This window comes from Microcystis sp. LE19-195.1E (assembly GCF_027532095.1).
Classification (GTDB): Bacteria; Cyanobacteriota; Cyanobacteriia; order Cyanobacteriales; family Microcystaceae; genus Microcystis; species Microcystis aeruginosa.
Genome location: NZ_JAPZSZ010000354.1, coordinates 1 through 12,570 on the forward strand (window position 1 = coordinate 1; position 12,570 = coordinate 12,570).

10 protein-coding genes are annotated in these 12,570 nt (G+C 42.4%); 4 read left to right on the forward strand and 6 right to left on the reverse strand.

All coding sequences use genetic code 11. The annotated features are described in order from the left end of the window. Window positions 1–113 precede the first annotated feature (113 nt). The gene (locus tag O9300_RS18855; protein ID WP_287973348.1) at window positions 114–410 is read left to right on the forward strand and encodes a DUF5615 family PIN-like protein; all 297 of its coding nucleotides are present in this window, start codon (window positions 114–116) and stop codon (window positions 408–410) included. Between the two features lie 9 nt (window positions 411–419). Here O9300_RS18855 and pcrA read toward each other — a convergent pair whose 3' ends face one another. Then, the gene (pcrA, locus tag O9300_RS18860) at window positions 420–2,741 is read right to left on the reverse strand and encodes a DNA helicase PcrA (protein ID WP_287973350.1); all 2,322 of its coding nucleotides are present in this window, start codon (window positions 2,739–2,741) and stop codon (window positions 420–422) included. Window positions 2,742–3,066: 325 nt separating this feature from the next. Between pcrA and metK the strand changes: the two genes are divergently transcribed. Continuing rightward, the gene (gene metK, locus O9300_RS18865; protein ID WP_287973352.1) at window positions 3,067–4,317 is read left to right on the forward strand and encodes a methionine adenosyltransferase; all 1,251 of its coding nucleotides are present in this window, start codon (window positions 3,067–3,069) and stop codon (window positions 4,315–4,317) included. A 589-nt stretch (window positions 4,318–4,906) separates the two neighbouring features. Next, window positions 4,907–6,781 (forward strand): ABC transporter ATP-binding protein, encoded by a 1,875-nt coding sequence (locus O9300_RS18870; RefSeq protein WP_287973354.1) that lies wholly within the window; start codon window positions 4,907–4,909, stop codon window positions 6,779–6,781. Here O9300_RS18870 and O9300_RS18875 read toward each other — a convergent pair. Then, a complete protein-coding gene (locus O9300_RS18875) occupies window positions 6,774–8,171 on the reverse strand; it encodes an amidase (RefSeq protein ID WP_287973357.1) in 1,398 nt (465 codons plus the stop codon). The two genes, O9300_RS18870 and O9300_RS18875, sit on opposite strands and share 8 nt — an antisense overlap. A 142-nt stretch (window positions 8,172–8,313) precedes the next feature. Here O9300_RS18875 and pyrR point away from each other — a divergent pair, with 142 nt between their 5' ends. Continuing rightward, a complete protein-coding gene (pyrR, locus tag O9300_RS18880; RefSeq protein WP_287732407.1) occupies window positions 8,314–8,847 on the forward strand; it encodes a bifunctional pyr operon transcriptional regulator/uracil phosphoribosyltransferase PyrR in 534 nt (177 codons plus the stop codon). A gap of 107 nt (window positions 8,848–8,954) precedes the next feature. Here pyrR and O9300_RS18885 read toward each other — a convergent pair whose 3' ends face one another. The 4 genes from O9300_RS18885 to O9300_RS18900 form a co-directional block, all read right to left on the reverse strand. Continuing rightward, complete coding sequence (locus O9300_RS18885; protein ID WP_409832600.1) at window positions 8,955–9,140, reverse strand: GlsB/YeaQ/YmgE family stress response membrane protein; 186 nt, start codon at window positions 9,138–9,140, stop codon at window positions 8,955–8,957. A 14-nt stretch (window positions 9,141–9,154) separates the two neighbouring features. Continuing rightward, on the reverse strand, window positions 9,155–9,391 hold the full coding sequence (locus O9300_RS18890; RefSeq protein ID WP_052278120.1) for a CsbD family protein: 237 nt from the start codon (window positions 9,389–9,391) through the stop codon (window positions 9,155–9,157). Between the two features lie 270 nt (window positions 9,392–9,661). Next, window positions 9,662–10,444 carry an endonuclease/exonuclease/phosphatase family protein gene (locus O9300_RS18895; protein ID WP_287973382.1) on the reverse strand — a complete coding sequence of 261 codons (783 nt, stop codon included), beginning with the start codon at window positions 10,442–10,444 and terminating at the stop codon, window positions 9,662–9,664. 149 nt (window positions 10,445–10,593) lie between these two features. Beyond that, the gene (locus O9300_RS18900) at window positions 10,594–12,210 is read right to left on the reverse strand and encodes an ABC transporter substrate-binding protein (RefSeq protein ID WP_287973360.1); all 1,617 of its coding nucleotides are present in this window, start codon (window positions 12,208–12,210) and stop codon (window positions 10,594–10,596) included. Window positions 12,211–12,570: the final 360 nt, after the last annotated feature.

Genomic DNA, 12,570 nt, shown 5'->3' on the forward strand with positions numbered 1-12,570 from the left:
AAAAGCCACTCTTAATCGTGTCTTGGAACGAAATAGAGGCTTTTAAAGACTGCGTACATGGAGAATTAAAACAAGAATTACCCTCGAAAAGCCTATTTTTCCACTAAGTATTTATGCTCATTGCAAAGGTGAGATGCTCCCCATCGTCCCTGCGAGACTTATCCCTTCGAGATGCTCAAGATATCGAGATCTTTGCAGCAGCGCGAGCGGAAAATGCCGTGATTATGACCAAAGATAGTGACTTTATTGATTTGGTTTGTCGTCTGGGAACACCTCCTCAAATTTTATGGTTAACCTGTGGTAATGTCACAAATCAGAATCTGCGGCGATTACTGACAGCTACTTTACCCGATGCGTTGAAACAACTAGAGCAGGGAACAATAATTGTAGAGATTAGCAATACTCCTTAAGGTCTTTCCCTATTCGTCGATAAGTTGCATGGGTGCGGTGCGAGGATCGATGATTTTCTGACCTAAACCCGAAAATTTGACCGCTAGATTCATTTTTTTACCCGTACCGAGGATATGGGTCACTTCTCCTTCTCCAAAAGTAGAGTGTAACACTCGATCGCCTACCTGCCATTTTCTTTGATCGGAGACAGTTTTTTCCATCGCAACCACTTTTGGGGTCTTTTTCGGTTTCAGGTTGCTTGTGAGCAATTCTGGGGGCAATTCCTGCAAAAATTGGGAAGCTACCTTCATCTCTTTATTCCCCCAGACATATCTTTCTTTTGCGTAGGTTAAAAATAATTGTTCCTTGGCCCGAGTCACTCCCACATAACACAAACGGCGTTCTTCCTCAAGAGCAATGGGATCGTTTAAACTACGATTATGGGGAAAAATGCCCTGTTCTAAACCGACTAAAAAGACGATAGGAAACTCTAAACCTTTGGCGGAATGAAGGGTCATTAACGAGACTTTTTCTTGACCTTCCTGAAGATTATCTAAATCCGAGGCTAAACTAGCACTAGCGAGAAATTCCTGGAGATTGGTTTCTTCGTTTTCTTCTTGGAATTGTACGACGGCGCTATACAATTCTTGAATATTCTCAATGCGGGTATCAGCTTCCTCGGTTCCCTGCTGTTTTAACTCATCGATATATCCCGAATCTTCCATTATTTGATCTAGGATTTCACTAGCGGATAAATCGGTGATTTTTTCTTGCAGGTTTTGGATAATTTTAGCTAACTTATTGATGCTTTTAGTCGCACGACCGGCGAGAGTATTAACGGAAGTTTCATCGCTAATAATTTCCCATAAAGGTACTCCTAATTCTTGGGCAGCTTTGAGCAAATTATCGATTGTGGTTTTACCGATACCGCGCCGGGGAGTGTTAATAATTCTCAGTAAACTAACGGTATCAGCAGGATTGGCAATCACTCGTAAATAAGCGATCGCATCTTTAATCTCCTGTCGATCATAAAATTTAAATCCCCCGACAATATTATAGGGGATATTATTGCGAATTAACCCATCTTCAAAGGGGCGAGATTGGGCATTAATTCGGTAGAGAATGGCAAAACTACCCCAATTTAATTCGGGGTTTTCTTGAGTAAATTCTCGAATTTTATCGATAACAAAAGCTGCTTCTTCCTGTTCATCTCTGGCTTTAAAAACATAAATACTCTCGCCTCCTTCTCTGGTGGGAACAAGGACTTTATCGATTCTTTGACTATTCTTTTCAATTAACTTATTTGCCGCTTGCAGAATATTTTCCCGTGAACGATAGTTTTCCTGTAGTTTCACCATCGTGCGAGTATCATCATCGAGTAAACCATCGCCAAAGTCCGCTTGAAAATTGAGCAGAATAGTAAAATCTGCCATCCGAAAACTATAGATAGATTGGTCGGCATCACCCACCACAAAAATCGATCGATCCGTCCAATTCCACTCACTTTTTTTCGTTTCACCATTGGTGGACAAAAGCCGAATTAACTCGTACTGAATCCGGTTAGTGTCTTGGTATTCATCGACTAAAATATGCTTAAATTGCGTGTGCCAATAACCGAGAATAGATTCATTTTGCTGAAAAAGACGGACTGGAACCAGTATCAAATCATCAAAATCTAGGGCATTATTTTGCGCCAATTGCATCTGATAAGCCTGATAAACCTCAGAAATAACCTTTCCCCGAAAATGAGGGTTTTCTCTGGCGTAATCCGTGGGGGTTAAACCTAAATTTTTAGCATTACTAATCGCATAACGCAGATTGCGAGCATCAAATTTTTTATCGTCTAAATTCATCTGTTTAGTGACGATATTTTTCACTAAACTCTGGGCATCAGATTCGTCCATAATCGAGAAATTTCTTTGCCAACTATGACCATATTCATCCTGATATTTATTAATGTCATAGCGCAAAATACGACCACAAAGACTGTGAAAAGTCCCGATCCAGAGTTTTTTAGTATAATTCCGATAAACTTGAGAAAAGAGTTTTTTCTGTTCGTATTCTTCTAAAAGTTCTAATCTTTGACCGTATTTTTCCTGTGCTTTCTGTTGAGCAAAAGTTTTTTCAATTCTAGTTTTCATTTCCCGGGCTGCCTTATTGGTAAAAGTGACCGCGAGAATATTTTCCGGATCGACCCCGTGATGACGGATCAAATGGGCGATACGATAGGTTAAAGCGCTAGTTTTTCCCGATCCTGCCCCAGCAACCACCAACAAGGGGCCGCAAAAATGCTCCACAGCAATGCGCTGGGAAGGATTGAGTTGTTCTAAATAATCGGCTGTGACTGTCATAATCTTTCCGTATAGCTCTGCGACCTCTATTAATCAGGCTACATCATCGAGACGGCTATCGGGCATTAGTCAACCCCTTCAAGAAATAAAAATTTTTTGGGCTAGTTTGTTTCAAATCGCTCAAGATTCTAAGTTGTCATCTACAATGGAATTAGCGGAGACGAAAGTTTCCGTTCACTCCTCACACCACACTCCGTCCGGACAATGTTCGGGCGGTTTCTTATTGAAAATACTCGATCTCTACAAATTCCCTGTTACACTATATGATCAAAGATTTCTTGGAATCTTTTTGCGTTCAAATGTACTATCGCATGAGGGACATCACTTGTCTAAACGTTATTTGTTCACCTCCGAATCGGTTACAGAGGGACATCCCGATAAAATTTGTGACCAGATTTCTGATACTATTCTCGATGCTCTGTTATCCCAAGATGACCACAGTCGTGTAGCGGCTGAAGTGGTTGTCAATACAGGGTTAGTCTTGATTACTGGTGAAATCACCTCGAAAGCGCAGGTTCATTTCGTCAATTTAGTTCGCAGTAAAATCGCTGAAATCGGTTATATCAACGCAGATAACGGATTTTCCTCGAATAGCTGCACCGTTTTAGTCGCTTTAGACGAACAATCTCCCGATATTTCCCAGGGTGTCACGGCTGCTCAGGAAAATCGCGAACTTCTCAGCAATGATGAACTCGATAAAATTGGTGCGGGAGACCAGGGTATTGTCTTCGGTTTCGCTTGCAATGAAACCCCCGAATTTATGCCCTTACCGATTAGTTTAGCCCACCGCATCGCTCGCCGTTTAGCGGCAGTCAGAAAAACGGGTGAACTGTCCTATCTGCGTCCCGACGGTAAAACGCAAGTATCGGTCATTTATGAAGATGGTCGTCCCGTGGGTATCGATACTATCCTTGTTTCTACCCAACACGATGCTACTATCGGCGATATCACCGATAATGATCTCGTCCAACAAAAGATTAAAAGTGATCTCTGGGAAGCGGTAGTACAGCCGGTCTTCAGCGATTTAGAGATTAAACCCGATGCCAATACCCGTTATCTGGTTAATCCCACCGGAAAATTCGTCATTGGTGGACCCCAAGGCGACGCGGGATTAACGGGACGGAAAATTATCGTCGATACCTACGGTGGCTATTCTCGTCACGGTGGCGGCGCTTTCTCCGGTAAGGATCCTACCAAAGTCGATCGCTCCGCAGCCTATGCTTGCCGTTATGTGGCCAAAAATATCGTCGCTGCTGGTTTGGCCGATAAGTGCGAGATTCAAGTGGGTTATGCGATTGGGGTAGCTCGTCCGGTCAGTCTCTTCGTGGAAACCTTTGGCACTGGCAAAGTCGCTGATGATGTGATTCTGGACTTAATCAATAAATACTTTGAACTCCGTCCGGCCGGTATTATCCAAACCTTTAACCTGCGCGGTTTACCCAGTGAAAGAGGCGAGCGTTTTTACCAAGATGTGGCCGCTTATGGTCATTTTGGCCGCAATGATCTCGATTTACCCTGGGAACAAACCGATAAAGCCGCTATCCTCAAAGAAGCTTTGACTTCTGCGGTAGTATAGGGTTAAAAATTAACTGCAATTTTTGATTCAGGAATAGAGTTTCAGGCTCTATTCCTTTTTTATACTAAATCCGTCGAGTATAGGCTACATAGGGTTTGCGGCAAAAAGTTTTTCCTGGGGGCAGGGTGTAGGGTGTGGGGTGTGGGGTGTAGGGTTTTACCGATTTTGAGGGGGTCAATTACCTAATTTTCAGGGAAAAAGTCCAGGAATTTTTCCCCCGATCACTCCCAGATCCATTACTTTTTGATGGCCAAAAGGTCTAAAAGTTTTACCCAACAAGGTTTTTAGATTTATTCAGCAAACCCTACATATCAGGAGAGGCAATAGGCAATAGGGGAAATAGATAATCAGTTTTTAATAACCGGATTTGGTATAACTATTCTCAATTATCACTCTAAACAGGATTTAGTCTGACAAGTCTCTGGTAAATGGCGATCGCTGAGAGACGAAAATCTTCTTAATGCTGGCAAAATTCTCCCTTGCAAGCGAGATGTCGCCAGCTATCTACGAATTAATTGCACCCAGCTACTGGGAACAGAAAAAGCTATATTTATAAGTAAATCGAATCTGTCTTTCTGTTTAAAGACCCATGGATAACAAAGTTCTCGACGTTCGCCATCTCACCGTTGAATTTTCTAATCAGAAAAGAACAACAGTCGCCGTTAATAACATTAGTTTTAGCTTGCAGAAAGGTCAAGTTCTCGGTTGTGTGGGGGAGTCGGGTTCAGGAAAATCCGTCACCTCCCTCGCACTCATGGGACTGGTTCCCTCTCCGGGAAAAATTACCGGGGGAGAAATTTGCTTTCGTCCGGCAAAAGGTCAGTCAATGCAAGCAGTAGATTTATTATCTATTCCCCCAGAAGAATTGCGTTATTATCGCGGGGGAGAAATGGCGATGATTTTCCAAGAACCAATGAGTTCTCTTAATCCAGTTTATAACATCGAGTTTCAACTCACCGAAGCAATTTTACTGCATCAAAAAGTCACCACTGAACAGGCAAAAAATCAAGCCATCTCTCTACTGCAAGAAGTGCGCTTATTACCCAGTGATGAACAGTTGGAGGAGAAGTATATAGAAACTTTTCCCTTAGAAAATAAGGGTCATGTCAGAGAAAAAATTAGAACTTATATTCAGGAACAAAAAGAAGCAATTCTCAAGCGTTATCCTCACGAATTATCGGGGGGACAATTACAAAGGGTAATGATTGCCATGGCGATTTCTTGTAATCCTACCCTATTAATTGCCGATGAACCAACCACCGCTTTAGATGTGACTGTCCAAGCAGAAATATTAAGATTATTACGCGATTTGTGTAAAAGCGATCGAGAAATGTCAATGGTTTTTATCTCCCACGATCTGGGAGTTATTAACGAAATTGCCGATCAAATTGTCGTGATGTATCAAGGAGAAATTGTCGAACAGGGAACTAAAGAAGAAGTATTAAATTATCCCCAACATCCCTACACAAAAGGTTTACTTGCCTGTCGTCCTCGCTTAAACTCTCGTCCAGAAAAATTGCCCACTGTCAGCGATTTTTTACGAGTGGAAAAAGACTCTCAAGGTAAGATTATTGAATTACAGGAAATTACTCCACCAGCAGTTAAATTTATTACTCTCCAAGAGGAAGAAAGCAGAATTGAAGGTTTACAACATCACGAGAATATTTTATCGGTAGAAAATTTATCGGTTAGATTTCCAGTTAAGGGAGTTTTCGGGCAATTAAAGACTTTTTTTAATGCCGTAGATCAGGTCAGTTTTGCCGTTAAACAGGGGGAAACCCTGGGTTTAGTCGGTGAGTCGGGCTGCGGAAAATCTACCTTAGCAAGGACAATTCTGCGCTTAATTCCTGCCACTTCTGGAGATATCTATTTCCGAGGAGAAAATCTCGCTAAATTAAACCCCAGCGATCCAAAATTAAGACTACTGCGACGGGAATTACAGATAGTTTTTCAGAATCCCTACAACTCCCTGAATCCCCGTTTATCCATCGGTAAAGCAATTTTAGAACCGATGGTTATTCATCATACCGGCGGCAATTCCCAAAAGCGACGGCAACGAGTAGAATATTTATTAGAACGAGTTAAACTTGATCCTAATTGGTTTGATCGCTATCCCCATCAATTATCGGGAGGACAACGACAAAGGGTGTGTATTGCTCGCGCTTTAGCCTTAAATCCTCAGTTTATTATCTGTGATGAATCTGTCTCTGCTTTAGATGTTTCCGTGCAAGCGGGAGTCTTAAATTTACTCAAAGAATTACAGCAGGAATTTAATCTCACTTATATCTTTATTTCCCACGATTTAAGTGTCGTCAGATTTATGAGCGATCGGATTATGGTGATGAATAAAGGTAAAATTGAGGAAATGGGTACAGCTGACCAAATTATTAACTCTCCCCAAAGTGATTACACCCGTAAACTTATCGCTTCCATTCCCCAATTTACCGAAAGTATCGCTAGTTAAAATTAGCCATCAAACCTAAAGGATTAGCTGCCTCTAATTGTGCCGATAAACCTAACAAAGTGATTTCATCAGCAGGTTTACCAACTAACTGAATTGCCACGGGTAAACCCTGACTATCCACTCCTGTGGGTAAAGCAATCGCGGGTAAACCACTCGCATTAGCAATCGGAGAAGGGGCAATCCAACGAATCATATTATTAACCGCTTCTTCCGGTGGTAAATTTTCCCACTCAGCAATTCCGGGGGGTTGATGTAGAAAAATTGGCAAAAGTAAGACATCAAAATTATCAAACATCGCCACAATTTGCCGCGAAATAACGTGCATCTGCCGCACCGCTTGCAGGTACTCCCCCGCACTGCCAGAATTGTCTAATAACCATTGGTTAAGGGGACTTAATAAATCCCTGGGAATTCCCGTCGCTGCCGTCCCCGCTTGCCAAATACGCCGAAAAGGAGCGATTAAAGCCTGTAAATCGGGAGAATACTCCGTTAAATGATGCCCCATACCCTCTAAATTTTTAGCAGTCTCGATCACAGCATTTTTATAGACGGCAGCCGCTTCGCCGAAGGGGGATATGGAAGTAGAAAAAGCGATTCTTAGGGGTTTTACGCCTCTCTGAGTGGCTTCTAGGAAAGAAAAGGGCGGATCGGGTAGCCAGTAGGGATCGCCCGTCGTATAGCCCGAAATCACGGTAAGCAGCGCCGCCCCATCTGCCACCGTCTTAGAAAGAGTGCCGTTAGTGGCGATACCGCTTTGAAATTCCCCCACCGGGGCATAGGAAACGCGCCCGCGACTGGGTTTTATCCCCACCAAACCGCAACAACCCGCCGGAGTACGAATGGAACCGCCACCGTCGGAACCCTGGGCAATCGGGCAGAAACCCGCCGCTACCGCCGCCGCCGCACCGCCACTGGAACCTCCTGCGGTATAATCGCGGTTGAAGGGGTTACGAGTCGGCAAAAAACCCGGATTTTCGGTGTAGGGAAAGGACCCTAACTGGGAAGTGGCAGTTTTGCCCAGAAGGATAAAACCCGCCATTTTCATTCTGGTGACGATTCCTTCGTCGTATTGGGCAATATTTCCCTGTAAAGCGGCGACTCCGTAACTAACCGGCATTCCGGCGACGGCATTTAAGTCTTTAATGGCGGTGGGAACTCCAAAAAAAGGCGGTAATTCGGCAGTAGCGGCGATTTGACTTAATTGTTCCGTTTGGGCGCTCGCGGTTGCTAGGGCGCTTTCCCTGGCGACATGGACAAAACTACCAATTTGACAGTCAAATTTCTCAATTCTATCGAGGTATAAATGGGTTAATTCTAGGGGGGAGATTTGTTTAGTGCGAATCAGTTGGGCTAATTCTAGGGCGGATTTTTGCAATAATTCATCACTCATGAGCGATCGAGGTAAAATAGGTAAGTGAAAATAATTATATTCGTTAGTGGCAAGATGGTTTTAAAAGAAAAAGAAAAAGAAAAAAAAAGTCCATTTCCGTCAAAATTTCCCTATCCCCTATCCCCCCTTGTCTTGGAAAATTATGACCTCACAGTTAATTGAAATTCTCTCGGCTGACGAAATTCGTCGCACCCTTACCCGTTTAGCTTCCGAAGTTATCGAAAAAAGTGGCGATTTAAATAACTTGATTTTGATCGGTATCTACACGCGAGGAGTGCCTTTAGCTAATTTAATTGCTAGTCAAATTGAGAGCTTAGAAGGGGTAAAAGTTCCCGTGGGAGCGATCGATATTACCTTCTATCGCGACGATCTCGATCGCATTAAAACCCGCACTCCTGCTAAAACCAAAATGCCCCTAGATGTCACGGGAAAAACCGTGATTTTAGTCGATGATGTTATCTATAAAGGTCGCACGATCCGCGCCGCTTTCAATGCTATTATTGAGTATGGCAGACCGCAAAAAATCCGCTTATTAGTACTCGTTGATCGTGGTCATCGGGAATTACCAATTCACCCGGATTTTACGGGCAAAAAACTCCCCACCGCAGCCGAGGAACAGGTAAAGGTTTATCTACAAGAGATTGACGGCAAAGATGGGGTGGAATTAATCAAATAAACAGGAGTTAAGACTATTAGCGAGGAAGGAGTTTGCTAACTAATCCCCAGAGGAAAATAAACAGGATTGCCCCGATAATAGCCACAAAAATACCCGGTATGCTCAAGCTAGAACTCCCTAGGGCAAAACTGCCAGTTTGAAGCAAATTTAACAGGGTTCCCCCCCACAAAAGCCCCGATAATTCCTAGCAAAGTCGTGGCAAAAATACCACCCCCCTGTCGCCCAGGATAAATAGCTTTTGCGATCGCACCAGCAATAAAGCCCAAAATTATCCAAGAAATGACATTAATCATGATTTTAATCCCGTTCAGTTAATTTTGTCTTTGATGTTTTCGATTGCGTCCTGGGCAGCGTTTTTCATGTCCTCCAACAAATTTTCTGCCTTATCTTTGACATCAGCTGCCACGTTCATTGCCGCTGCTTGTACCTGCTTTAATTCTCCTTCTGCTTTCATTTTCTCGTCGCCAGTTAATTCTCCAGCAGCCGATTGTACTTTCCCCTCGACATTTTTGGCAGCCGCTTTCATTTTGTCTTCGATGCTCATAAATTTTTCCTCGGTCAAGAAATTGTTATTGTTATTTTTATAACACAAATGCGGTAATTACTGCCCTTTAAAAACGTAAATAAATCTTAAGTTTTTGGGAATAATTATTATTGGTTTCGCCATTGAGAGCGATCTATATCTGGCAAGGCTTGCGCTTATTGTTAATTTTTTTAAACGGCAAAAAAATTAACAAATTTAACCATCGAATCACCAGAGCCTGCTGAAGCTTTCAGCCTCTATATATTTGCTAAATACAAAAATCATCTATTTTTAGGGCAAGGTAAAAGCAGCAATTACGGGATAATGATCGGAAGGAATAAGATTCAACCAACGGGAAGGATCGACTTTTGCCCAATCTAGCTGCAAACGGCTATCATAATAAATTGTATCGATGGCTAAATAAGGGGTATCGGTGTAATTATTAAAGCTCATTTGTTCGGCTAATTCCAAATCGGCTAAAGCATCCTTTAATCTAATTTCTGACTGGAGAGGTTGAGTTAAAATCTGACGGGGTAATTGCTGAGAATTAACATTAAAATCCCCCGTTAAAAATAGGTAATCTTCTGTTAAATCTAGTTGACAAAAATGCTCTTGTATGCACTTAGCCCCTAAGTTCTTAGCTTGGTCGCTATAGTAATCGAGATGGGTATTATAAAACTGCAAAGTTTGCCCCTCAAGAGTGCCAAATTTAGCCCCCGTTACCATGCGGGGATAAGGATTACCCCAAGCTTCAGTGATACTGCCAATAATATCGGGAGTTTCTGATAGCCAAAATTCGTATATTTCCAAACATTTTAACCGACTTGGTTGATATAAAATAGCACAATGTTCATCTAATCCTGTCCCCCTGCGATCGCTGCCTAAACTTTGGTATTTTGGCAATAAACGGTGTAGATCCAATAGTTGATTAGCGCGAGCTTCCTGAGTACCAATTATATCAGGAGAATAGTGAGCAATTAAAGCCGCTACTGCTTCCCTTCTTACTCGCCAATTACGCTCATCGGGATCGGGTTTATCGTAGCGAATATTAAAGGACATTGCTGTTAGTTTCATAGGAAAATGGAGAATGAGGAAGGGAATCGGGAGTGGGAAGTGGGGAAGTGGGGAAGTGGGGAAGTGGGGAAGCTGTCTCATCACCCTATCACCCTATCTCCTGAATACTGAATACTGACTCCTGACTCCTAACTCCTAATAATTAATTATCAGGATTTTTTGGCAATTGTCCAGAAGGGAAAAGTTTGACTGGGATTGATGATAACTCCCGTGATGCCATTGCGAGCAAAAGCGTATTCCTTGGTTTGCCAAAGGGGAATATAGGGAACTTCATCGGCGAGAATTTCCTGAATTTTGCCAAAGATTTGCTTTCTTTTGGCTGGGTTACTTTCCCGACGGGATTGTGCGATTAATTGATTCATTTCTTGACTATAAAAAAATGAGCCTTGACTTTGCGATCCTCCTTCTTCGCAGCCAGTTTCTGGGGAACCTTTAGCACAATCTAAAAAGGGATAAATATAGTTATCTGCATCCAAAAAATCCGGATACCAATTAGATAGGGCAGTGGTATAAAGTCCCCGGCTAATATTACGGAAAAAGGCCGCTCCTAGTATACTATTGGGTTCAAATTGAATCCTATTATCTAAATCCCGTTTTGATAGGGCTTTCATCACTGCCGCCACGCTGCTGGAAGTAATCGATCCCGAGGAGTGCCAAACTTCTACAATTGCGGGTTTTTCTGGACTATAACCAGCAGTTTTTAGTAATTGTTTTGCTTGCTCTATATTATGGTTGCCATAGCGCTCTTTAAACACCGGTTGTGACTCGGAAAAAGTAGTAGGAATGAGACTAAAAAGAGGGATGCCTTGACCTTGTAAAATGCGATCATTAAGTAAATCTCGATCGACTAGAGAAGCAATGGCTTGTCGCACTAAAATATTATCGGTGGGTTCACTTTTGAGATTGAGGCTCATAAAGTTAATTGCTGCCCCAGAAGATTCGATCGCTTGCCATTTTCCCTGGGCTGCTTCTGTGCGTAATTTTCTCACTTGAGGAGGCAGTAAAGATTGATAGGCAATATCCACCGCTCCCGTCTGAAAACCGTTAAATAAATTGGCAGGATTAGAGAGATAAATTTGCACATTAACTCCCTTATTTTTTGCCGGTTCTCCCCAATAGCGATCAAAGGCTTCTAAACTAAAAGAATCGCTGGTAACTGCTTTTAATCGATAATGTCCTGTGCCAATAAATTCTTCGGGTTTGAATTTACCCTCGCCAATTTGATAAAATTTGGGTGAAACCGCACAGGCCCCAGGATAAGCTAAAAGAGCGGGAAAAGCGGCAAAAGGTCTGGTTAATTTAATAGTAATTTCGTATTCTTTGCTGGCGGTGATTTTATCAATTGTATCCCGGAGAAGAAAGGAAGGTTCCCCACCATTTTTGATGAATCTTTCTAGGGAAAACTTCATCGCCTCCGCGTTAAAAACCGTGCCATCATGAAAGATAACTCCCCGACGTACTGGTATAGTATAAGTCAAACCATCGGGGCTAATTTGCGGCAATTCCGTGGCAAGGAGAGGCTTTAAATTAGTGGTTCCTTCGGCGTAGGTGTAGAGAGTTTCACCGAGATTATAAATAATGAAAAGTCCCGCTAACTCATAACTATCGGCTGGATCGATCGAGCGTGGTTTTAGGGTTGTCCCAATCATCAGGAGATCGCTATCTCCCCGGGGTAAATTGGAATTAGTGGACTGACAGCCCACAGTCAGAAGAAGACAGAGGCAAAATAAACTTAAATAGCGATAAAGTTGGCGTAAAGGTCTCATCGATGGCTATTAACGTCAGCTAGGTATTGATCGATCCTATCATTTTTGTGCATAGTCTTTTCTTCTAGGTTTTCTTAAGTAAGTAAATTGATTGCTTAATTGGTTGGGGAAAATTCTTCAATAACTGCACTGATTACCCAGACAATTAAACTAAATTTTCTGGTGCAGGATGACAAAAACTTGATCAATTTGGCCAAGAGGAAGACCCCGGGCAGCAAAGGGGTTAAATGGTTCAGAATAGCTGGAGCTATGGAGGCAGATAAACAGGGAAATGGTCAAGATTTTTAAACCTAGAGCAGGTGACAGCAACTGATTAGAAACTGATCTTCTTTTATAAACCTCTTGCATAATTAATTTTTT

Bases quoted from the DNA above. Each gene is read 5' to 3' on its own strand.
- O9300_RS18855 (WP_287973348.1), top strand. From the start codon at position 114: ATGCTCATTGCAAAGGTGAGATGCTCCCCATCGTCCCTGCGAGACTTA.
- pcrA (WP_287973350.1), bottom strand. From the start codon at position 2,741: ATGACAGTCACAGCCGATTATTTAGAACAACTCAATCCTTCCCAGCGC.
- O9300_RS18870 (WP_287973354.1), top strand. From the start codon at position 4,907: ATGGATAACAAAGTTCTCGACGTTCGCCATCTCACCGTTGAATTTTCT.
- O9300_RS18875 (WP_287973357.1), bottom strand. From the start codon at position 8,171: ATGAGTGATGAATTATTGCAAAAATCCGCCCTAGAATTAGCCCAACTG.
- pyrR (WP_287732407.1), top strand. From the start codon at position 8,314: ATGACCTCACAGTTAATTGAAATTCTCTCGGCTGACGAAATTCGTCGC.
- O9300_RS18885 (WP_409832600.1), bottom strand. From the start codon at position 9,140: ATGATTAATGTCATTTCTTGGATAATTTTGGGCTTTATTGCTGGTGCG.
- O9300_RS18890 (WP_052278120.1), bottom strand. From the start codon at position 9,391: ATGAGCATCGAAGACAAAATGAAAGCGGCTGCCAAAAATGTCGAGGGG.
- O9300_RS18895 (WP_287973382.1), bottom strand. From the start codon at position 10,444: ATGAAACTAACAGCAATGTCCTTTAATATTCGCTACGATAAACCCGAT.
- O9300_RS18900 (WP_287973360.1), bottom strand. From the start codon at position 12,210: ATGAGACCTTTACGCCAACTTTATCGCTATTTAAGTTTATTTTGCCTC.